The sequence below is a fragment of the Citricoccus sp. SGAir0253 genome, from assembly GCF_005877055.1.
In the GTDB taxonomy this organism is placed as follows: domain Bacteria; phylum Actinomycetota; class Actinomycetes; order Actinomycetales; family Micrococcaceae; genus Citricoccus.
Map to the genome: position 1 here is coordinate 3,228,739 of NZ_CP039424.1, position 20,095 is coordinate 3,248,833.

Genomic DNA, 20,095 nt, shown 5'->3' on the forward strand with positions numbered 1-20,095 from the left:
ATCCTGACACGGACGCCCCCGGAAGATCACTCCACGCTGCGCGTCAGGGCGGTGAGGAACTTGGCCACGGCCGCCAGTTCCTCCGGGGAGAGGGACTCGGCGGCCTCGAGCATGCGCCGGTGCATGGCCCCGAGCGTGGAGCGCACGTCCTCGTCGCTCTTCTGCGTGGGCTCGATGGACACCGAGCGCCGGTCGTCCGGGTGCGCCACGCGCTGGGCGTAGCCGTCCCGCACGAGACGGTCCACGAGCGCGCTGGCCGAGGCGCTCGTGATCTCCAGGACCTGGGCCAGGTCCCGCTGGCGGACCCGCTCCCCGGCGCGGGTGGCGCGCAGCAGGTAGCGCAGCGCCACGAGGTCGGTCTCCCCCATGCCCATGGAGTCCCGCGTGCGGGTGCGCATCCGCCGCTCGGCGTCCCGGTACTTGCGCAGCAGGTTGAGCACGTCCACGGGCTCCGGCCCCCCGCCGGCGTCGACATACCAATAGCCCGATCCGGGCTCGCGCTTGTCCCCGATGATGGTCCCGGCTCCCCTCGGTCGCAGGTCAGAGGCAGCTGGGGCGATTTGCCGCCCACTCCGGAAGATGTATAGGCTGCCTAACAGATAGCTGTTCAACCAATTATATCGCAGTCCGTGGTGCCTCGGCCGAACCTGCGCCGGGCTCCCCCGGAGCGTGCGGGGAGGACCGGAGTCATGAGCATGAACACCGACGGACAGCAGGAGCAGGACACCACGGTAGCGGCAGGCGCCGACTGGACGTCCCGGGCCCACACCCTGGCCCACAGCGCCTCGCGCGCCACAGAACTCGTCCCGGGCGTGGTGTCCGCGGACTTCCGGATCTCGGGCAGCCCCAGCGCGCCGGCCCTGGAGATCGACTGCACCCTCGCCCGGGGCGAGGACCCCACCCCCGTCATCGAGATCGTCACCCACTCCACGGTGGAGGACCTCGAGGAGCTGATCGGGGTGCCCTTCGCCCGCCGGGACATCCAGGTGATGATCGCCGAGGAGGAGGTGCCCGAGACCACCCCGCTCACGATCGTGCCGGCCACGGTCACCCCGGCGGCGGGCCTCGCCGCCGCGGCGTTCGGGGCCCCGGCCACGGGGGTGGACGGCACGGCCGCGCTGGACCTGGCGGTCGCGTCCTAGGCGTACCCGGACGGCCGCGCGCCACGGGTCCCCGTGGTCAGTCCCGGGGATCCGCCGGGGACTGCCCACCGTCCCGGCGGGCGACCGGCGCCGCCGGGCGGTCCTCGGCCAGCATCCTCCGGGCCTCGGCCAGGGCCCACGCGGCATCCTCCTCGTCCACCCGGGCGAGGGTGAGCAGGTTGGCGATGCGCTGTTCCCGGGCGAGCCGCTCCGTGCTGTCCGTCAGGCCGATCATCGCCAGCACGCGCGCGTGGGCACGACGGCCCCGTGCCTTGGTGCTCGCGTCGTTCACCTTGGTGTCACCGAGGACCGCCAGGGCCCGCGCCAACAGCTCATTCACTTCCGTACCCCCGTCACGCTCTTCGTCTGGTGCCCCGGCGGGCAGCGGCCCGTCCCGCGCCGCCCGGGGTGATCCGTGACTCTAGCAACGGCCCGCGGTGACGGTCGCCACATGGTGTCACACGGTGGCACCCGCCTCCCGGCTCAGTTCCCGCACGGCATCGCGCGGAAGACGCCGTCCCGGGGCCCGGCCCAGACGGCCCCGCCGCCGGGGCAGGCGGCCACCTCGAACGCCATGCCGTCCCGCTCGGCCCGCAACCGGCCGTCGTCGTCCTGGACGATGTCCCAGCCGGCCGCGGGCAGGGCCTGGCGGTAGTGGCCCAGGGCGTCCACGCCGGCCCCGGTGACGAAGCGGACGTCGCAGCCGTCCACCCCCACGGAGGCCTCCCCGCCGAAGGAGCCGACGTGCTCGATGGAGTCGAAGACCGCCTGGTACTCCCGCACGGCGGCCAGCCGATCCCCGGTGAACCCCTCGGTGAGGCAGTGCGGCGCGGTGGTGAACTGCTCCTGGGCCTTCTGGCGCAGCGCCCACGGCGTGGCGGCGATCATCGCCACCACCATGAGGACGGGCACGGCCACGGCGGTCGCCCGCACCCAGGGCAGGGGCAGGAGCACCGCGGCCATCAGGCCGAGGAACCCCACGAGGGCCACGGGCAGCAGGGAGGAGGCGAGGACGCGGGCGATGCCCTCGAGCGGGCCCTCGGTGATGTCCCCGTACTCGGCGGTGAAGGCGTAGTGGAACCACACCGCGATCCCGGCCACCACGACGGCGGCCCCCAGCAGCACCGCGGACGTGACGGTGCGCGTCCGGCGCGGTCTCGTCACCTGCATGGCCATGGCTCATCCTACGGCGCTGACGAGGGCCGTCCCAGCCCCGAGACCTCAGCGGTTGCGGGAGAACAGCAGGGCCGCGGACCCCGCCGCGAGGACCCCCAGCAGGACCACCGCGGCCGGCACGAGCCCCCACAGGTCCCCCACGAGGCCGAGGGACACCGTGAACACGGCCAGGCAGAGGTAGGCGATCGCGAAGTACCGGCTCATCCACGGCCCGGCCCGCTCCGGGCGCCGGCGGATGAGCGAGCCCATCTCCTGCGTCGCGCTGAGGTACGTGAACCCGTGCCCGACGCCGGCCCCCACCGAGGCGAACAGCGCCAGCCACAGGTTCCCCGTCAGCAGCATCGCGGCGAAGCCGGCGATCCCGAGGACGAGGAATCCCAGGCCCAGCCGGCGGGCGAGCGGGACGGCCACCCCGCGCGATGCGACCTGGACCACGCCGGCCACGGCCAGGACGATGGCCACGATGCCGCCGAGGGCCGTGAGGCTGTCCACGCCGAGGGCCGCGCCGAGGAGCCCGGGGCCCACGGACTGGTAGAGCCCGACGAGGGACCAGCTGGCGCCGGCGGTCAGGCTGATGGCGAGGTGCCCGCGCGGCTCGACGTCGGCCTGCCCGGTGGCGCCGGACCCGGCGGCGGAGGCGTCGGCCGCCGGGGGCACGGGGGCATCGGCCGCCGCGGACGCCACGGCGTCACGGGCGGTGGACGAGGCCCCGTGGACCGTGACGAGGCCCAGCACGAGGGTCAGGGCCACGGCGGCGCCGACCATCGGCAGGGTGGTGCCGCCGGAGGCGTCGGCGAGCAGGCCGGCGCCGACGGGCCCCAGGCTGGCCCCGAGGATGGCGGTCAGGGTGACGAGCAGGGCGGTCGTCGTCCGGGGCCGCGGCGGCACGGCCTGGTACAGCGCGGCACTGCTGGCGGCCATGATCACCCCCAGCCCCAGGCCCTGCACCAGGCGGGCGGCGACCAGCGTGACGGGGTCCGCGGCCACGGCGAGCACCAGCGCGGCGACGACCGATCCGGCGGTCGCCCAGCCCAGCAGGAGCCGGGGGCCGGTCCGGCCGAGCCACCGGCCGGTGAGCACGAGGCCCGGGACGAGGCCCGCCACGTAGGCGGCGTAGACGAGGGTCTGGGTGGTGGCGCCGAAGCCCAGCTGCTCGCGCCAGGCGGCGTAGAGCACGGTGGGCGCGTTGACGGCGGCGAAGGCGACGATGGCGGCCAGGAAGCTCGTGATCCGGGGAACCGGTCGCGCCTCGGCCACTCGCACCCCTCCTCCGGTGACCGGCCACTCAGGGGGACCGGCCCGCCTCACGCTCGCCGTCGCCGTCGCGACACGCCGGGGCGGACCGCCACCGGCGCGCTCCCGATGCTACTGGCGCGGCCCTCCGGGCCAACCCCGATGACGCCCCGCCCCGCCCGGGACATGCGGGGACGGCGGGCCGACCCCGGGCCGCCCCGCCGGTCACGCCGCGGAGGGCGCGCTCAGCTCCCGCTCGTCGATGCGGGCGTCCCGCCCGTGCCGGGGGTGCCGCCCTCGCCGGTGGCGGAGGACTCGTCGTCCTCGACCAGGACGTAGCGGTACCCCTCCTGGAACGGCTTGGGCTGGCGGCGCCACGGCGGAGGGGACTGCTCGCCCGCATCCCCCTCGACGTCCTCGCCGGCGGCGCGGCGGACCTCGGGCGGCGGCTCCCTGCCCTCCGTCCGGTAGGCCGTGGCCACGCGCTGGGCGCGCTCGACCCTCAGCTGTTCACGGGGGTTCAGGCTCGGCTGGCGGCTGGCGGGGCCGTAGACGTCGTTCGCGGCGTAGCGGATGCGCCACAGGATCCGGTAGCCGAGGGACAATCCGGTGTTGTCCTTGACGAGCGGATGGACCCTCTCGTATTCATGCATGGCATGCCTCCCAGGGGACTGCCGTTGCGGCAGCAGCGGCCACGCCCCCAGTCTAGGATCGCGCCGCTCCGGGGTGAACGGCTGCCGCCCCGGACGGCGGGGCGAGCCCGGGCGGTCGGCGGGGTGGACCAGGCGGGCGAGACCCGGCCGGCGGGACCGGGCCGAGGCGGTCAGGCCGGCTTGGTGGCCCAGTGGATGGCGAGGGTGCCGAACAGGTGGGTCTCGTGGCCCACGTCCACGAAGCCGGCGTCCTCGAGCAGTGCCTGGATCTCGGCGGGGGTCTTGAAGCCCCGGCTGGACTCCGAGAGGTACTCGTAGGCGGAGGAGTCGCCGGTGATGAGCCGGGACAGCCTCGGGACCACGTACTTGATGTACGCGGTGGAGAACGGCTTGACGATGTTGTCCGGGGCCGGCGAGGTCTCCAGCGCCACCATCCGCCCGCCGGGCCTGAGCACGCGGAACTGCTCGGCCAGCGTGGTCGGGATGTCCGCGACGTTGCGCAGCAGGTAGCCGTGGGTGACGGCGTCGAAGGTGGCGTCCGCGAAGGGCAGGTCCATGGCGTCGGCCTCGACCCACGTGATGCGCTCGCCGCCGGGGCGGGCCTTGCCCACCTCCATCATCTCCGGGGCGAAGTCCGCTCCCGTGACCTGTGCCCCGTAGTGCGAGCGCAGCACCTCGAGGGCGATGTCCCCGGTGCCGGTGGCCAGGTCCAGCACCACCGGGGCGTCCGGCAGCTGGGCCCGCTCGACCGTGCGCCGCACGAACCGAGGCTCCTGGCCCCACGTCATGACGAGGTTCATCAGGTCGTAGCGGGAGGCGATGCCGTCGAACATCGAGGAGACCCGGGCGCCGTGGTCGGCGGACCGCGCCTCGGACGGGGCACCGGACCGCCCCGCGTCGGCCGGCGGCGCGTCACGTCGCGTCACGTCGGCGGGCTGGGCGTCTTCGGGGACCGGCTGCTCGCTGCTCACGGGCTCCACGCTAGCCGCTGCCCGGTCCGCCCGCGCGCACGGCACCCGCCGCGCCCCTTGCGCCGTCATGGTCCAGGAGACACGTCACCGGGGGCACCGCACCGGACATGTCCTCCGGGTCATGACGGATCCAGGGCCTGCACCTCGAGAGCCGCCGCCAGCGGCGCCCGGCCTCTCCCGGCACACCCCCGGCACACCCCCGGCGCGCACCCGGTGACCAGCCCGGCCCTGGGAGGGGAATGCACGTCCGGGCTGGTCACCGGGCACCCGTCACCGGTCCCGGCCACGTGGCGGGAGCCCCGCACGGCTCCTTGCACCACGTGGTTAGGCTAGGCTAACCTCCCGGAATTAGGCAATGGCAACGTTGGCAATTGGTCCGGACCGGGAGAACGCCGGGCGGATCGCCGCCGTGCCGCCCGCCCGCCGGCTCCCCCACTGGTTGCCGGTCCGTCCGCAGGTCCCCCTGTGACTGCCGAAAGGTCACTCCGTGCCCTCTTCCCCGTTCCACCCCGTCTCCGCCGCCCGCTCGGCCGTCCTGCGCTCCGGACCGAGCCGACGTCGCGTCCTGGGCGCCGGCTCGCTGGCCCTCGGCGCGGCCCTGCTCGCCGGCTGTTCCACCGGTCCCACCGGCTCCGGCGAGGAGTCGGCCACCGGTTCCTCGAGCGCCTCCGCGAGCGCGGACGCCGCCTTCCCCCGCACGATCGAGCACGCCTTCGGCACCACCGAGATCCCGGAGCAGCCCGAGCGCGTGGCCACCGTGTCCTGGGTGAACCAGGACATCGCCCTGGCCCTGGGCGTGGTCCCGGTGGGCGTGGCGGCCACGGAGTACGGCGGCAACGAGAACCAGTCCACCGACTGGTTCGACGCCGCCCTCGAGGAGGCCGGCGGCGAGGAGCCCGTGCAGTACTCCGAGGCGGACGGGATCGACTTCGAGGCGATCGCCGCCACCGAGCCGGACGTGATCCTGGCGACCTACTCCGGCATCACGCAGGAGGACTATGACAAGCTCTCCCAGATCGCCCCCGTGGTGGCCTATCCGGAGGGCACCGCCCCGTTCGGCACCCCGTGGCAGGACTCGACCCGCATCATCGGCGAGGCCCTCGGCAAGGAGCAGGAGGCCGAGCAGGTCGTCTCGGACGTCGAGGCCCAGGTGGCCGAGGCCGCCGAGGCCCACCCGGAGCTGGACGGCAAGACGTTCCTCTACGGCACCGTGGACCCCGCCGCCGCGGACCAGGTCTACCTGTTCACCGCCACGGACAACCGCCCGAAGTTCCTCTCCGCCCTCGGCATGGAACTGGCCCCCGTGGTCGCGGAGAACGAGGACGCGAAGGACGCCTTCTACATCACGTGGTCCCCGGAGCGGGCGGACGAGCTCGAGTCGGACATCCTCGTCTCCTCCGCCGCGGACGCCTCCGTGGGCGAGGCCATCAAGAAGGACCCGCTGCTGGGCTCCATCCCGGCCGTGCAGGACGACACCCTCGTGCTGCAGACCGACGAGCAGGAGGTGCTGTCCATCTCGGCGACCTCCCCGCTGTCCATCCCGTGGGCCCTCGAGAACGCGCTGCCGAAGATCTCCGAGGCCGCCGAGAAGGCGGGCGGCTCCGCTGAGTAGCCGACCGACCACCCACCCGGCGTGCCCCGGGGCCACGGCGTGAACCCGGCCCCGGTCCCGCCGGCGCCCGCCGCGGCTCCCCCACGGCGCGCAGGCACCCCGCGGGCCCGACGGCGGCCGGTCACCTTCCTGGTGGCCCCCGCCGTCGTGCTCGCGGTGCTGTGCGTGGCGGCCCTGGCCCTCGGCGCCCGGTCCGTGGACGCCGGCACCACGGTCGAGACGCTGCGCGCGGTCCTGTCCGGGGCACCCCTGCAGGCCGGGGACATCGACGCCGCCGCGGTCGCCTCCCGCATCCCGCGCACCGTCACGGCCGTGCTGGTCGGCGCGGCCCTGGCCGTGTCCGGGGTGGCCCTGCAGGGGGCCACGCGCAATCCGCTGGGTGATTCCGGGCTGCTCGGGCTGACGGCGGGGGCCTCGCTGGCCGTCGCCCTCGGGCTCGGCGCGGGGTTGTCCTCGGGCCTGGGCACCGCGGTGCTGCTGGCGATCGTCGGCACGGTCGCCGCCGCCGCGGTGGTCTACGCGGCGGCCGCGGCCGCCTCCCGGCTGGGCGCCGGCACCGGCTCCGCGCCCGGTCCGCTGTCCCTCGTGCTGGCCGGGGCGGCCGTGACCGCCGGGTGCACCGCCGCCACGAGCGCGCTGCTGATCCTCTCCCCCGCCGTGCTCGAGCGCTTCCGGTTCTGGACGGTGGGCTCCGTGGCGCGCACCTCCCTGGAGGACGCCGGGTGGCTGGCCCCCGTGATCGCCGTGGGCATCCTGATCGTGGTGGCGGCCGCCCCCGGCCTGGACGCCCTGGCCCTGGGGGACGAGCTCGCCCACGGCCTGGGCTCGCGGCCCGAGCGGCTGCGCCTCGTGCTGCTCGGGGCCACCGTGCTGCTGACCGCCGCGGCCACCGCCCTGGCCGGTCCCGTGGTGTTCGTGGGCCTGCTCGTCCCCCACGCCCTGCGCCGGTTCCGGCCCGCCTCCACGCGCGTGCTCGTGGCCGGCTGCGCGCTGTGGGGGGCGGTCCTGCTGGTGGCCGCGGACCTCGCCGGCCGCCTGGTCATCGCCCCGCAGGAGATCCACGTGGGCGTCAGCACGGTGCTGATCGGCGTGCCCGTGCTGCTCATGCTGCTGCGCCGGAAGGCGGTGTCCCTGTGATCCCCTCGGCCCGGCACCGCGACCCGGCGCCCGCCGGCAACCCCGCACCCGCGGCACCGGAGACCCCGGGGATCCCGGAGGCCCCGACGGGCGGCTCCCGCGTGGCCACCCCCGCCACCGCCTCGCCCGCGGCCGTGGCCGCCGTGCGCGCCCTGCACGCCGGGTCACGACGCCGGCTGCTCGCCGCCGCGGGCGGCCTCGCCCTGGCCCTGGTGCTGGCGATGGGCGTGCGGGTGCTGCTGGGCGGCTACACCGTCACCGTGCCGGACTTCCTCGCGATCCTCGGCGGGGAGACCATCCCGGGCGCCTCGTTCATCGTGCTCCAGGAGAAGCTGCCGCGCGCGGTGGCCGGGGCCCTGGCGGGCGCCGGCTTCGGCGCCGCCGGCGCCCTGTTCCGCCGCACCCTGCGCAACCCGCTGGCGAGCCCGGACGTCCTGGGGGTCACGCAGGGGGCCGCCGTGGCCGCCGTCGGGGTCCTGGCCCTGGGACCGGCCGCCGCGCGTGGCACCGGGATGGCCGTGGCCGCCCTGGCCGGCGGGCTGGCCGCGACCGCGGTGGTGCTGGGCTTCTCCACGGCAGGCCGCGGCGGCGGCCGGCTCGGCGGTGGCACCGGCGCCGGCTCCGGCGGCCTGGCCGGGGCGCTGGGCGGGACCACGTTCATCGTGGCCGGCATCGCCGTGGCCACCCTGTGCCAGGCCGTGCTGTCCGGGGCGATGCTGGGCCTGGACCAGCACGACCTGCAGTCCGCGGCCGTGTGGATCGCCGGCTCGCTCAACGCGGTGACGTGGGAGCGGATCACCCTGCTCGCGGTGCTGCTGCTCGTGCTGCTGCCGCTCGGCGCGGCCCTGCACGCCCGGCTGGCGCCCGCCGACCTCGGCGGGGAGCTCGCCCACGGCCTGGGCTCCCGACCCGGCCGGACGGGACTGGCCGCGCTGGCCGCCGGGGCCCTGCTGGCCGCCGCGGCGACCGCCGCCACCGGGCCGCTGGCCTTCGTGGCGCTGCTGTCCACCCCCGTGGCGCGCGGGCTCACGGGCGGGCGGCCCTCGCTGCCCGTGGCCGCCCTGTGCGGCGCGGTGATCGTGGTGGTGGCCGACTTCCTGGCCGCCGAGGCCTTCGGCGGCACCCGCCTGCCGACGGGCGTACTGACCGGGGCGGCCGGCGCGCCGCTGATGCTGTGGCTGCTCGTGCGGTCCGGACGGAGGAGCTGAATGGACACGCAGACGCCGAGGGACACGGGGGCCGGCGCGGCGCCCGCCGTCCGCCTGCGCGGGGTGACGCTGGGCTACGGCGACCACGTGGTCGTCGGGGCGGAGCGGCCGCTGGACCTGGACCTGCCCGCGGGGCGGACCACGGCGATCATCGGCGCGAACGGCTGCGGCAAGTCCACGCTGCTGCGCGGGCTGACCCGGCAGCTGCCCCTGCGCAGCGGCACGCTGGAGGTGCTCGGGCGCTCCACCGAGCACTGGCCGGCGCGCGGCTATGCCCGCTCCGTGGCGCTGTTGCCGCAGTCCCCCGTGGCCCCGGACGGGATGACGGTGGAGCAGCTCGTGGACCGCGGACGGCATCCCCACCGCGGCTGGTTCGGCGCGCGCACCGCCGCGGACGTGGCGGCGGTGGCCCGCGCCCTCGAGCTGACCGACCTGGTGGAGCTGGCCGGTGCGGACCTCTCCGAGCTCTCCGGCGGGCAGCGCCAGCGCGCGTGGCTGGCGCTGGTCCTGGCCCAGCAGACCCCCGTGGTGCTGCTGGACGAGCCGACCAGCTACCTGGACCTGTCCCACCAGGTCGAGCTGATGGACCTGGTGCGCCGGCTGCCGGACCCGACGGCGGCCGGGACGGTCGGCGGGGAGGCCGCGGGGCCGGCGGGGCCGCGGGCGACCGTGGTGGCCGTGCTCCACGAGCTGAACCTGGCCGCGCGCTGCGCCGACCACGTCGTGGCCATGGCCCGGGGCCAGGTCGTGGCCGCGGGAGCGCCGGGCACCGTCCTGACCCCCGCCCTGCTGGCGGAGGTCTACGGACTGGACGCCGACGTCGTGCCCGATCCGCTGCTGGGCCACCCGGTGGTGCTGCCGCGCACGCGCGCCGACCGGCGGGGCTGAGGGCCGCGCCGCGGCCCGGTCAGGACAGCCGGGCGCGCCACCGGGCGATCTCGGCCTGGAACCCGGCCAGCTCCTCGGCCTCCGCCCACAGCTCGCCCAGCTCGTTGCCGCGCGGCTCGTGCATGCGGTCCAGCACGCGGGTGGCCGTGGCCCGGAGGTCCCCCGGCAGCGGCTCGGCGGTCCGCGGCCACGGCGTGAAGTCCTCGTCCGCCGCGGCTCGGGGCCGGCCACGGACCGGTCATCATGACCGCGTGGCGGTCGGCGCGGTGCCCGACCCCGCCCCCGAGCTGCCGGACGGATCGGCGGCGCCCTCGCCGTCGAACCATGCCCGGCCGTGGCGATAGCGCACGGCTTCCCCGTACAGCCCGGCCGGGCGCAGGTCGATGCGATCGAGCACGCCGTGGGTGGGCCGCCGCGGAGAGTCCCCTTCCAGGTCCTCGTCCTCGCGGTCGCTGCTGGTCCTCTCCTCGGGGAAGAGGGCGGTGACGGGATCGACCCGGACGTGCCCGTTCGTGAGGCGCCCCGGAAACCCCAGATGGGCATGGCCGGCAAACCCCACCAGCAGGGACCTGACCACGCCTGGCGCGTTCGGGTCCGGCTCGGGAGACTCCGGGTCCCACAGCCACGACTCGGCGACCCGTGACCTGAACTGCTCCGGGGAGAGGGCATTGACCTGGTCGATGCCGTGGCGTGGGCAGTACTCGGCCGCCGGCACCCCGCAGCCCTCCATGGACTCCTCGTCCTCATCGGGTTCCGCGCGGCGCCAGTCCTCGATGCAGCTGCATCCCGGGACCGTCCGCGCCTGACGCCACGAGAGCCTTCCCGCCCGGCCCTCCCCGGGCGACGGCAGGTCCATGACCGGCCCGGGACCCGTCGGGACCTGCCAGATCACCGGACCCACGACGGCCCGGGAGACGGCCCGCCAGGCCCAGTGCAACCATTGACCGAGGGCCAGGATGGCCGCTGCCACGGCGCCGGTGGCCAGCACGTCCGAGAACGATCCCCCCTCCAGTTCCGTGGCGGTGCGCCCCAGCTCCCCGTCCAGGACCCCGACCGTGGCGGCCCACCCCACGGCGGCGACGCCGCTCAGCCCCGCCGCCCAGTACAGGCTGCCGCGGCCGGCCGCGCCCATCGTCGCCCGGGCGCCGTCCTCCAGCTCTGCGGTCCGCCCCGTGGCGGACCGACGGGCCAGGGCCCGGACGGCACCCAGCTGCCGAGCCGACGTGGCGGCCTGGACGCACGCCCAGAGCGCAGCGGCACCGGCCCCCGTCCACCAGACCCAGGCGGAGTCGTAGTGGTCGACCGCGTGGGGCACCGCCGCGTAGGCCAGCACCAGGGGGGCGGCGACGACGGCCCGCCCGCCCAGGACCCAGCCTCCGAGCGCGAAGGCCATGCTGAGGAACATCGCGGAGAGACCGAGCATGTCCACGACCCGGAAGGGGCCCTCCCAGGCCTCCACGTCGGGCGTCTCCCAGCCACGATCGGCAATGAAGGCACCTCCCGTGGTCGCCACCGCGATCAACCAGGCAACCGATGCTCGGCGCCAACCGGCGAGGCGTACGGGCAGGCTCGCCCACTCCTCGGCATCGGGCCACGTCAGGATCCACTTCTCGGTCATGCTGCGCTCTCGGGGACGTCCACGGCCCCATTCTGGCATTCCGTTCAGGCACGGTGTCCCCCGGGATCCGGGACCCTCAGCGCCGGGTCCCGTACCGGGTCAGGAGCACGCCGTCGGGGAACGGGCGGGTCTCCACCAGGGCCAAGTCCACCCAGGCGTCCAGGGGCGCGAAGAACGGCGTGCCACCGCCCACGAGCACCGGGTGGGTGACCAGCACGTACTCGTCGACCAGCCCGGCCCGCATGGCCGCGGCGGCGAGCGTGGCGCCGCCGATGTCCATGGGCCCGCCCTCCCCGGCCCGCAGCCGGGCGATCTCGGCGACGGCGTCACCGGTGACCAGGCGGGCGTTGCCGTCCACCGCATCGATCGTCGAGGAGAACACCACCTTGGGCATCGCCCGCCAGCGGCGGGCGTACTCGACGTGCGCCGGCGTGGCCCCGGGCTGCCGGTCGGCGGTCGGCCAGTGGGCGTCCATCGTCTCCCACAACCGGCGCCCGTACAGCGCCAGGCCCGTGGCGGCCACCCGGTCGGACCACCACTGGAACAGTTCGTCGCTCGGCGTGCTCCAGCCGAGGTCGTCGCCCGGCGCGGCGACGTAGCCGTCCAGGCTCACGTTCATGGCGAAGGCCAGGGTCCGCATGCCCCCCAGCGTCCCGCGCCGTCCCGGTCGGCGTACAGGTCCCGACGGCGGCCGGACCCGTCGCGGGGGCCGGGGGGACGGCCACCGTTCGGCCCGCCGGCACCCTCGGCCGCGAGGGCGCGCGGCCGCGCGGTCCACGACGCCCGTCTTTGGCAAATCCTGAAGGAATCCACGGCGAAAGGACGGGGATCGCTTGAGGTCCGCTCCATGGAATGGGCCGCGGAGGGGAATCGTGACCCGGCCCACATCCCATCGGCCGGCCATGGCCCCCCCACGCATCCGGTACCGGACCGCCCCGGCATCCCGGCCCTCCGGTGCGTCGTCTCACTGGGCTGCCGTCCCCGGCCGCCCCGGACCCAAGGGGTACACGATGAAGCACACCACCCAGCGCGCCCTGGCCACCAGCCTGGGCCTGACCCTGCTGATCGGCGGCGGCACCCTCGCCGCCGGACCGGCCACGGCGGCCGCGGCGCCCGCCACCTCCGGCCACGCCATCTGCAACGGCGTGGTCAACCAGCTGGCGCACCGCGGCACGGTGCAGCAGAACCTGCTGAAGGCGGCCGCGCAGAAGAACGCCGCCCAGATCGCCCAGCTGCAGGCCGAGAGGGCCTCCCTGGCCTCCACCGCCCAGGAGCTGACGGCGAGGATCGCGGCGGAGCAGCAGGCCCTCACCGACCTCGAGGCCCGGGTCGCCCAGGCCGAGGAGGACATCGCCTCCACCGAGGCGGAGATCACGCGGCTGCAGACGCAGCAGGCCGAGGCCGCGGACGCCGTGACGGCCACGCAGGAGGCGCTGGCCGGCCTGCAGGACCAGCGCCAGGCGCTGGAGCAGGCGATCGCCCCACTGCAGGCCGACCTCTCCTCGGCCCGGCAGGAGCTCGAGGGCCTGCAGGCCGACCTCGCCACCACGGAGGAGGCCCGGACCGCCACGCAGGAGCAGCTCGACGCCGCCCGCGCCGGGCTGGAGGCCCTGCAGGACACGGCGGCGAAGGCCGCCGCCACAGTCACCGCGCAGGAGGAGCGGATCGGCGACGCCGAGGCCCGGCTGGGCACGCTGCAGGACGCCGCCGCGACGGCCGAGGCCACGGTCCGTGCCGCAGCGGAGGCGGTCACCGCCGCCGAGACGGAGCTGCAGCGCCTCGAGGACGCCGCCACCACCGCCCAGTCCGAGCTGGAGGCCCAGCGCGCCGCGGTCGCGGCGGCGAAGGAGGCCCTCGGGGACGCCCGCGCCGAGGCCCAGCAGGCCGCGGACGCGCTGGCGTCCCAGCAGGCGCGGATCACCGAGGCCCGGGCCGAGCTGGCCTCGCTCGAGGAGGCCGCGGACCGCGCCGCCATGGCGCTGGAGTCCCAGCAGGCGGAGGTCACCCAGGCGGAGGCCCAGCTGACGGAGCTCCAGGCCACCGCCGCGCGGGCCGCGGATGCCGTGGCGGCGCAGCAGCAGCAGGTCCGCGCCGCGGAGGCCGAGGTGGCCGACCTGCAGCAGCAGCTGGAGGCCCAGCAGGCGGAGATCACGGCCACGCAGGCCGAGCTCGCCCAGGCCCAGGACGAGCTGCGCGCGCTCCAGGAGCGCAAGGCGTTCCTGGAGTCCGAGATCGCCCGCCTGGAGGCCATCCGCGGTGACGGCCAGGGCAAGAAGGAGCGCGAGGCCCAGGTCGCCGCCTACAAGGCCGAGCTGACCACCGTCAACGCCCAGATCGCGGACAAGACCGCGCGGATCTCCGGACTGCAGGGGGACCTCACCGCCCTGCAGGCCGCCGTCGCCGACCTGAACACCCGGCTCACGGCGAAGCAGGCGGAGAGCAGCGCCCTGCAGCAGCAGCTGGCTCCGCTGCAGGACGGGCTGGCGGCGGCGAACGCGGCGGTCGAGGCGAAGAAGGCCGAGATCACCGCGCTCGAGGCGAGCCTGCCGGAGCTCCGCACCGCCCTCTCGGACGCGACGACGGCGGTCGAGGCCCAGCAGGACGAGCTTGCCGCGCTCGAGGCCGCCGTGCCCTCGCTCCAGGAGGCCGTCGCCACGGCGAACGCCGGGGTCGAGCAGCAGGAGCAGCTCGTCGCCGGCCTCGAGGCCGCGCTGCCGGGGCTCGAGGCCGGCGACGAAGCCGCCCGCCAGGAGCTGGCGGACCAGCAGGCGGTCCTGTCCGGCCTGCGCGATGCCCTGGACCGGGCCACCCGGGACCTCGAGGCGGCGAACGCGCAGGTCAGCGCCGCGCAGGACGAGCTCGCAGGCCTCCGCGAGCAGTTGCCCGCCCTCGAGCAGGACGCCGAGGAGGCGGCCGCCGCGGCCGCCGCGCGGCAGGCCGAGGTGAAGGCCCTGGAGGCCCGCATCGCGGACCTCTCGTCCGCGGCGACCGCCCTGAACGGGCAGGTCGCCGCGAAGGAGGCCGAGATCCTGGACCTGCAGGAGCGCGTCTCGCCGCTGCTGGAGGACCTCAACCGCGTCAACGGGGACATCTCCGCCGCGGAGCAGCAGCTGGCCGCCTTGCAGTCGCAGTCGACCACGCTGGACGGCCGGCTCACCGCCGCGAACGCCACCCTGCGGGACCTCAGGGCCCAGAAGAAGCAGGACAAGGACGCGATCGCGCAGCAGACGGCCGTGGTCAAGGACCTGCAGGACCGGCTCGGGACCGTCCAGAACCAGATCCGGGCCCTCGACGGCTCGATCGCGCTGGGCGGCTGCGTGGCCTGATCGCCGGCCGGGGGCGGGCCGCACCGGCCCGCCCCCCGCACCACCGCGGGCCGCGGGAGGGGCCCCGGACCGCTGGAACCCCTGCGGTCCGGGGCCCCTCCCGCCTCCGGCTCCCGCCCGCCGTCCGCCCCGCGGCACCGGGTAAAGTTGACGGGATCCCCGCACGCCCCGCCAGCCGAAGAAGCGCCATGTACTCCCACCTGTTCCAGTCGGTCCACCGGCCCTACTTCCGGGACCACGTCGAGGGGGCGGCCCGGGTGCCCCTCGGGTTGATGGACCGCTCGGAGGTGCGGGAGCTGATCCGGACGGTCGGGGACGTGGTGCGCGCCCAGATGCGCCAGCACGGCCCCGGGGCCCGCCGCGTGCGCACGGTCAACGCCGAGCTGGAGCACGCCGAGTCCTCCCTCATCCTCATCGGCTCCGCGGTGGTCGGGTCGATCGACCAGGACGTCTTCGCCGGCTTCCGCCGGTTCACCGTCCACCTGATGCGCGAGCTGGTGCCGGTGCTGGCCGGCGTCGGGATCCACGTCATCAGCCCCGAGGGCGAGGACCTCAAGGGCGCGGCCGGGTGGCGCCCCTTCCTGGGCATCGCCGCGTGGCGCAGCGTGGACGAGCCCCAGGACGAGCCCTTCCTCGAGGCCGGGACCGCCCGCTGCTGCCACGTGCGCGTGCCCGGGGACGCCGACGCGTGGGCCTCGCCCGTGCACATCGCCAACGAGGTGACGGCGGACCTCGCCGACGTGCTGCGCCGGCTGTGGGAGGAGGAGCAGCGGATCGCCGCCCGGCCCCCGGTCCCGACGGCGGCCGGTCCGGCTCCCGAGGCGCCGGGCCCCGGGGGCACCGCGCCGGGCGGTGCGGCCCCGGCGAGCCCGACGGCGGCCGGCGCTCCGGGGGCGACCGCCGCCGAGGGGCCGGACGAGGAGGACGGGCCGGCCGAACCGGTCCAGTACGTCAACGCGGCGATGATCGCCGCGGCGCTGGGCGTGTCCCGCCCGGGCGTGCGGCACCTGTCCGGCTTCCCGCGCCCGGCGGTGACCCTGGCCGGCCCGCAGGTCTCCCAGCAGGGCTGGGACCGGGCCGCCGTGGACCGCTGGGCCGCCGCGACCGGCCGCCCGGTCCACTGGCCGGACGCGCCGGAGCCCGAGCCCCTCGAGGCCCAACCCGCCCTCTGGACGCCCTGAGGAACCCGCCGGGCCGGACGGGCGCTCCGGTGGCCCCGTCCTCCCCGCGGTCCGGGCGGGCTCAGCGCACCCCGCGCAGGGCGGTCTCGAGGACGTCGAGGGCGTCGTGCAGCAGCGGCTCGTCGATGACCAGCGGGGGCAGCAGGCGGATGACGTTGCCGCCGGTGCCGCAGGCGAGGGCGCGCAGCCGCCCGAGGACGATCGCCTCGATCGCGCGGGCCCGGCCCGCGAGGTCCCGCTCGCGCATGGCGTCCAGGCTCGTCAGGGCAGTGGGCCGCACTCGTCCGGGTGCCGCCCCGGCCGCGGGTCGTGCGGCGTCGCCGTCGGGCCGGACCCCGGCGTCCTGTGGAAGCATGGGTCCAGAGCGCCGCACCCGGCACGACCACCCCCGGCATGCCGACGCGGATCCCGCCGGGCTTGCCCCGGGCAGGTCCCCGGGAGACGATGGCGGCGCGGACCCTGAGACCGGGCGGCCGTCCCGTCCCGAGGAGGCACGATGACCCAGCACCCCGCCGAGACCACCCTGATGCCCGCGGCCTTCTTCGGCCACGGCAACCCCATGAACGCCCTGGAGACCAACCGCTACACCGAGGCGTGGCGGGCATTCGGCCGGGCCGTGCCGCGGCCACGCGCGATCCTCGTGGTCAGCGCGCACTGGTACATCAACGCCACCGCGGTGACCGCCATGCCGGACCCGCGCACGATCCACGACTTCTACGGGTTCCCGCAGGAGCTGTTCGACGTCCAGTACCCCGCCCCCGGCCTGCCCGGCCTGGTGGAGGAGATCAGCGACACGGTGCACCCCACGTGGGTCGGCGCGGACGTCGACAGCTGGGGCATCGACCACGGCACGTGGTCCGTGCTCACCCACGCCTTCCCGGACGCCTCCATCCCCGTGGTGCAGATGAGCATCAACGCGGACAAGCCGCTGGACTACCACCTCGAGCTCGGCGCGTCCCTGGCCCCCCTGCGGGAGCAGGGCGTGCTGATCGTGACGAGCGGGAACATCGTGCACAACCTGCGCAGCATGGACTGGAAGCGGACGGACGACGGCTTCGACTGGGCGCACCGGTTCAACGAGGACGCCAAGGAGCGCCTGCTCAGCGACCCCACCGAGATGCCCACCCTGGACGCCCACCGCGACTGGGGCCAGGCCGTGCCCACCCCGGACCACTTCATCCCCTCGCTCTACCTGGCGGGGCTGGCCGGGGCCGCGGGCACCTCCGGCGCCGCGGGCGCGCCGGCCGCCCCCGGCCTGGACGTGCTCGTGGACGGCTACTCCTACGGCTCGCTGTCCATGACGGCGTACACCCTGGGCCTGGAGTGCCCGCGCTCGGACGGCCGGGGCGGGTCCTCCCAGCCCCCGGCCGACCTGCCGCCGGACGGCTCGAACATCTGATGGACCCCGTGCCCGACGGCGGCGGGCCCGGGGCGCGCGGCACTCGCCCGCGCGCCGGGCCGGGCTCCGGACGCGTGCGCGGGGCCGCCGGCGGCCCGGACTTCTCCGCCAAGCCCGTCCTGGAGGGCGAGCTCGTCCGGCTGGTCCCCGCCACCGGGCGGCACGCCCCCGCCCTGCATGCCCTGCTGGCCGATCCCGAGGTCGGCCGGCTCACCGGGTCCGTGCACCACCGCGGGGACGCGGCGGGGGCCTCCGGGTCCGGCCGGGACTGGAGCGTGGAGCGGCTCGTGGAGGTCTACGACCGCTGGTCGGTGGCGGAGGACCGCACGGTGTGGGCGATCGAGGACCGTTCCTCCGGGCGGGTGGTCGGGGAGTCCGTTCTCAACGACGTGGACCCGGACAACCTCTCGTGCGGCTTCCGCATCTGGATCTCCGGCGCCCGGGACCGCGGACTGGGCACGGAGGCGGTCCGGCTGACCCTGCGGCACGCCTTCGAGGACCAGCGCCTGCACCGGGTGGAGCTCGAGGTCTACGCCTTCAACCCGCGGGCCCGGCACGTCTACGAGAAGGCCGGCTTCGTCCTGGAGGGGACGCTGCGCGAGGCCCTGCTGTTCGACGGCGAGTGGATCGACTGCCACGTCATGGGCCTGCTGGCCCACGAGTGGCGGCGGGCCCCCTAGGGTTCACCGGGCCCGCGCGCCGGCGCACACTGTCTGCCATGGCCCATGGAGACATCACCCACATCGACATCCCCGTGTCCGACACCCGGCGCGCCACGGAGTTCTACGGGACGCTGTTCGGCTGGGACATCACCGAGTACCCCGGCTTCGAGGGCTACCCCATGTGGCGGGCGCCCAACCAGGTCAGCGGCGGCGGGCTCGCCCCGCGCAGCGAGGGCTTCACCCAGCCGCGCTCCACGGTGGAGGTCGACTCGATCGACGAGACCCTGGCGCGGGTCACCGAGCTCGGCGGCGAGGTGCTGGCCCCGAAGACCCCCATCGACGCCACCAGCTGGTGGGCCGTGTTCCGGGACCTGGACGGCAACGAGATCGGCCTCTACGAGGGCACGACGGCGTCCGGACAGTGACGCTCGCCCCGCCCCGACCGCGGGGCGGTCAGGTGAGCTGCAGCGTGGTCAGGCAGGTGGGGTCCCCCGCCCCGGTGGCGATGTCCGCGGTGGCGGACTTGCCCCTCGCCTCCACCGTGATGGTGCCCTCGATGCCCGCCGGCAGCCACAGGCCCACGAAGCCGTTGGCGTAGGTGGTGCGCTCCTCGTCCACGAGCACCTCGCCGTCCGCGGCCGTGACGCTCACGTGCACGGGCGTGTCCACGAGTTCGCCCTGGCAGCCGGCCAGGCTGTGGTGGAAGCACTCGTGCGTGGTGGTCTCGAAGGGCGCCACCGCGAGGTAGAACCGGCCCTCGGGGACGGGCAGGGTCTCCTGGCGCTCCCCGTCCGCGAGGACCACCTCCTCCGGGGTCACGGAGGCCGCCAGGCCCCGCTCGCGGTCCTCGTGGGTGGCGTCGAGGGCCTCCACGACCTCCTCGGTGCCGCGGTCCTCCAGGCCATAGTCGGCCAGCAGCGAATCGCCGGGCCCGGCGGCCGCCGTCGCCGGGGACGAACCGGACGCGGAACCGGAGGCGCCGCCGTCGGCACCCGGGGTGGCGGCCGGTGCGGAGCAGCCGGCCAGCAGGAGGACGGCCGCGGCCGCCCCGAGGACTCGGTGGAGGGAAGACGTCATGGCCTCCATTCTGCCGGGAGCCGAAGGCACTGGCCTTCCCGGCCGTCACGGTGACACAGTGGCGGGAGGAGACCGCACCCGGACGGAAGGACCCCACGCATGGCGAAATACCTGATCATCGGCGGACACGGCAAGGTCGCCCTGCTCACCGCTCCCCTGCTGGCCCGCGAGGGGCACGAGGTCACGGCCGTGATCCGCAATCCGGAGCACGCCGGGGACGTGGAGGCCGCGGGCGCCACCCCGCTCGTGCTGGACGTGGAGACCGCCTCGCAGGACGAGCTGGCGAGCGCGTTCGCCGGCCAGGACGCGATCGTCTGGTCGGCCGGGGCCGGCGGGGGCGACCCGCGGCGCACCTACGCGGTGGACCGGGACGCCGCCATCCGGTCCATGGACGCCGCCGAGCAGGCCGGCGTGCGGCGCTACGTCATGGTGTCCTACCTGGGCGCCCGTCCGGACCACGGCATCCCGGAGGACGACTCCTTCCACGCGTACGCCGAGGCCAAGGCTGCCGCGGACGAGCACCTGCGCCGCTCCGGGCTGGACTGGACCATCCTCGGCCCGGGCGCGCTGACGCTGGACGAGCCCACGGGCCGGATCCGGCTCGCGAGCCCGGAGTCGGTCGGCGAGCGCCGGGAGACCTCGCGCGGCAACGTCGCCGAGGCGATCCGCGTGGTGCTGGCCGCCGAGCACGCCGTCGGCCACCAGTACGAGTTCGTGGACGGCGAGGAGCCCATCGTCGCCGCCGTCGCCGCCTCCTGAGTCCCCGGCCCCCGCCGGAGTACCCACCCCCCAGCCGTCCCAGCCGTCCCAGC

At 75.8% G+C, this 20,095-nt stretch carries 21 protein-coding genes and 1 pseudogene; 11 read left to right on the plus strand and 11 right to left on the minus strand.

Annotated elements, in window-relative coordinates; genetic code table 11:
• Positions 1-26: 26 nt before the first annotated feature.
• A complete protein-coding gene (locus E7744_RS16290) occupies positions 27-446 on the minus strand; it encodes a MarR family winged helix-turn-helix transcriptional regulator (RefSeq protein ID WP_246858467.1) in 420 nt (139 codons plus the stop codon).
• A gap of 243 nt (positions 447-689) precedes the next feature.
• On the opposite strand from E7744_RS16290, the gene E7744_RS16295 reads away from it, so the two are divergent.
• Positions 690-1,142, plus strand: a complete 453-nt coding sequence (locus tag E7744_RS16295) for a hypothetical protein (protein WP_137774672.1) — start codon at positions 690-692, stop codon at positions 1,140-1,142.
• Positions 1,143-1,179: 37 nt separating this feature from the next.
• Here E7744_RS16295 and E7744_RS15880 read toward each other — a convergent pair whose 3' ends face one another.
• The 5 genes from E7744_RS15880 to E7744_RS14125 form a co-directional block, all read right to left on the minus strand.
• A complete protein-coding gene (locus E7744_RS15880; protein WP_210417126.1) occupies positions 1,180-1,482 on the minus strand; it encodes a hypothetical protein in 303 nt (100 codons plus the stop codon).
• Between the two features lie 143 nt (positions 1,483-1,625).
• On the minus strand, positions 1,626-2,318 hold the full coding sequence (locus E7744_RS14110; RefSeq protein WP_137774673.1) for a hypothetical protein: 693 nt from the start codon (positions 2,316-2,318) through the stop codon (positions 1,626-1,628).
• 45 nt (positions 2,319-2,363) lie between these two features.
• Positions 2,364-3,575, minus strand: coding sequence for an MFS transporter (locus tag E7744_RS14115; RefSeq protein ID WP_168199831.1), 1,212 nt, complete (start codon positions 3,573-3,575; stop codon positions 2,364-2,366).
• A 221-nt stretch (positions 3,576-3,796) separates the two neighbouring features.
• Entirely contained in the window at positions 3,797-4,204 is a 408-nt protein-coding gene (locus E7744_RS16000) for a hypothetical protein (protein ID WP_210417127.1), read from the minus strand.
• Between the two features lie 170 nt (positions 4,205-4,374).
• The gene (locus E7744_RS14125) at positions 4,375-5,175 is read right to left on the minus strand and encodes a ubiquinone/menaquinone biosynthesis methyltransferase (RefSeq protein WP_246858468.1); all 801 of its coding nucleotides are present in this window, start codon (positions 5,173-5,175) and stop codon (positions 4,375-4,377) included.
• A gap of 487 nt (positions 5,176-5,662) precedes the next feature.
• Here E7744_RS14125 and E7744_RS14130 point away from each other — a divergent pair, with 487 nt between their 5' ends.
• The 4 genes from E7744_RS14130 to E7744_RS14145 all read left to right on the plus strand — a co-directional run bounded on the left by E7744_RS14130 (position 5,663) and on the right by E7744_RS14145 (position 10,020).
• A complete protein-coding gene (locus E7744_RS14130; protein WP_246858469.1) occupies positions 5,663-6,787 on the plus strand; it encodes an iron-siderophore ABC transporter substrate-binding protein in 1,125 nt (374 codons plus the stop codon).
• Between the two features lie 132 nt (positions 6,788-6,919).
• Positions 6,920-7,924 (plus strand): iron ABC transporter permease, encoded by a 1,005-nt coding sequence (locus E7744_RS14135; RefSeq protein WP_137774675.1) that lies wholly within the window; start codon positions 6,920-6,922, stop codon positions 7,922-7,924.
• Complete coding sequence (locus E7744_RS14140; protein ID WP_246858470.1) at positions 7,921-9,132, plus strand: iron chelate uptake ABC transporter family permease subunit; 1,212 nt, start codon at positions 7,921-7,923, stop codon at positions 9,130-9,132. The genes E7744_RS14135 and E7744_RS14140 overlap by 4 nt, the downstream gene beginning before the upstream one ends.
• Positions 9,133-10,020 (plus strand): ABC transporter ATP-binding protein, encoded by an 888-nt coding sequence (locus E7744_RS14145; RefSeq protein ID WP_137774676.1) that lies wholly within the window; start codon positions 9,133-9,135, stop codon positions 10,018-10,020.
• 19 nt (positions 10,021-10,039) lie between these two features.
• Here E7744_RS14145 and E7744_RS14150 read toward each other — a convergent pair.
• The 3 genes and pseudogenes from E7744_RS14150 to E7744_RS14160 form a co-directional block, all read right to left on the minus strand.
• A pseudogene (locus E7744_RS14150) lies at positions 10,040-10,219 on the minus strand (hypothetical protein); the annotation flags it as partial.
• Between the two features lie 42 nt (positions 10,220-10,261).
• Positions 10,262-11,638 carry a hypothetical protein gene (locus E7744_RS14155; protein WP_137774678.1) on the minus strand — a complete coding sequence of 459 codons (1,377 nt, stop codon included), beginning with the start codon at positions 11,636-11,638 and terminating at the stop codon, positions 10,262-10,264.
• Positions 11,639-11,714: 76 nt separating this feature from the next.
• The gene (locus tag E7744_RS14160; protein WP_137774679.1) at positions 11,715-12,278 is read right to left on the minus strand and encodes a dihydrofolate reductase family protein; all 564 of its coding nucleotides are present in this window, start codon (positions 12,276-12,278) and stop codon (positions 11,715-11,717) included.
• 370 nt (positions 12,279-12,648) lie between these two features.
• Here E7744_RS14160 and E7744_RS14165 point away from each other — a divergent pair, with 370 nt between their 5' ends.
• Both E7744_RS14165 and E7744_RS14170 read left to right on the plus strand, forming a co-directional pair.
• Positions 12,649-14,964, plus strand: a complete 2,316-nt coding sequence (locus tag E7744_RS14165) for a chromosome segregation ATPase (RefSeq protein WP_137774680.1) — start codon at positions 12,649-12,651, stop codon at positions 14,962-14,964.
• Positions 14,965-15,152: 188 nt separating this feature from the next.
• Positions 15,153-16,145: a hypothetical protein gene (locus tag E7744_RS14170; RefSeq protein ID WP_137774681.1), complete on the plus strand. Its 993-nt coding sequence runs from the start codon at positions 15,153-15,155 to the stop codon at positions 16,143-16,145.
• Positions 16,146-16,206: 61 nt separating this feature from the next.
• On the opposite strand, the gene E7744_RS14175 is transcribed toward E7744_RS14170, so the two are convergent.
• Entirely contained in the window at positions 16,207-16,425 is a 219-nt protein-coding gene (locus tag E7744_RS14175) for a hypothetical protein (protein WP_210417128.1), read from the minus strand.
• A 216-nt stretch (positions 16,426-16,641) separates the two neighbouring features.
• Here E7744_RS14175 and ygiD point away from each other — a divergent pair, with 216 nt between their 5' ends.
• From ygiD to E7744_RS14190, 3 genes are read left to right on the plus strand one after another with little or no spacing between them, the layout of a single operon-like run.
• Positions 16,642-17,544: a 4,5-DOPA dioxygenase extradiol gene (gene ygiD / locus E7744_RS14180; RefSeq protein WP_210417129.1), complete on the plus strand. Its 903-nt coding sequence runs from the start codon at positions 16,642-16,644 to the stop codon at positions 17,542-17,544.
• Complete coding sequence (locus E7744_RS14185) at positions 17,544-18,224, plus strand: GNAT family N-acetyltransferase (protein WP_137774682.1); 681 nt, start codon at positions 17,544-17,546, stop codon at positions 18,222-18,224. Before ygiD ends, E7744_RS14185 begins: the two co-directional genes overlap by 1 nt.
• A gap of 38 nt (positions 18,225-18,262) precedes the next feature.
• Positions 18,263-18,631 (plus strand): VOC family protein, encoded by a 369-nt coding sequence (locus E7744_RS14190; RefSeq protein WP_137774683.1) that lies wholly within the window; start codon positions 18,263-18,265, stop codon positions 18,629-18,631.
• Between the two features lie 28 nt (positions 18,632-18,659).
• Here E7744_RS14190 and E7744_RS14195 read toward each other — a convergent pair whose 3' ends face one another.
• The gene (locus E7744_RS14195) at positions 18,660-19,283 is read right to left on the minus strand and encodes a CueP family metal-binding protein (protein WP_210417130.1); all 624 of its coding nucleotides are present in this window, start codon (positions 19,281-19,283) and stop codon (positions 18,660-18,662) included.
• 99 nt (positions 19,284-19,382) lie between these two features.
• Between E7744_RS14195 and E7744_RS14200 the strand changes: the two genes are divergently transcribed.
• Positions 19,383-20,042: an SDR family oxidoreductase gene (locus E7744_RS14200; protein ID WP_137774685.1), complete on the plus strand. Its 660-nt coding sequence runs from the start codon at positions 19,383-19,385 to the stop codon at positions 20,040-20,042.
• Positions 20,043-20,095 lie beyond the last annotated feature (53 nt).

Bases quoted from the DNA above. Each gene is read 5' to 3' on its own strand.
- E7744_RS16295 (WP_137774672.1), top strand. From the start codon at position 690: ATGAGCATGAACACCGACGGACAGCAGGAGCAGGACACCACGGTAGCG.
- E7744_RS14110 (WP_137774673.1), bottom strand. From the start codon at position 2,318: ATGGCCATGCAGGTGACGAGACCGCGCCGGACGCGCACCGTCACGTCC.
- E7744_RS16000 (WP_210417127.1), bottom strand. From the start codon at position 4,204: ATGCATGAATACGAGAGGGTCCATCCGCTCGTCAAGGACAACACCGGA.
- E7744_RS14145 (WP_137774676.1), top strand. From the start codon at position 9,133: ATGGACACGCAGACGCCGAGGGACACGGGGGCCGGCGCGGCGCCCGCC.
- E7744_RS14155 (WP_137774678.1), bottom strand. From the start codon at position 11,638: ATGACCGAGAAGTGGATCCTGACGTGGCCCGATGCCGAGGAGTGGGCG.
- E7744_RS14160 (WP_137774679.1), bottom strand. From the start codon at position 12,278: ATGCGGACCCTGGCCTTCGCCATGAACGTGAGCCTGGACGGCTACGTC.
- E7744_RS14165 (WP_137774680.1), top strand. From the start codon at position 12,649: ATGAAGCACACCACCCAGCGCGCCCTGGCCACCAGCCTGGGCCTGACC.
- E7744_RS14170 (WP_137774681.1), top strand. From the start codon at position 15,153: ATGTACTCCCACCTGTTCCAGTCGGTCCACCGGCCCTACTTCCGGGAC.
- ygiD (WP_210417129.1), top strand. From the start codon at position 16,642: ATGACCCAGCACCCCGCCGAGACCACCCTGATGCCCGCGGCCTTCTTC.
- E7744_RS14185 (WP_137774682.1), top strand. From the start codon at position 17,544: ATGGACCCCGTGCCCGACGGCGGCGGGCCCGGGGCGCGCGGCACTCGC.
- E7744_RS14190 (WP_137774683.1), top strand. From the start codon at position 18,263: ATGGCCCATGGAGACATCACCCACATCGACATCCCCGTGTCCGACACC.
- E7744_RS14195 (WP_210417130.1), bottom strand. From the start codon at position 19,283: ATGACGTCTTCCCTCCACCGAGTCCTCGGGGCGGCCGCGGCCGTCCTC.
- E7744_RS14200 (WP_137774685.1), top strand. From the start codon at position 19,383: ATGGCGAAATACCTGATCATCGGCGGACACGGCAAGGTCGCCCTGCTC.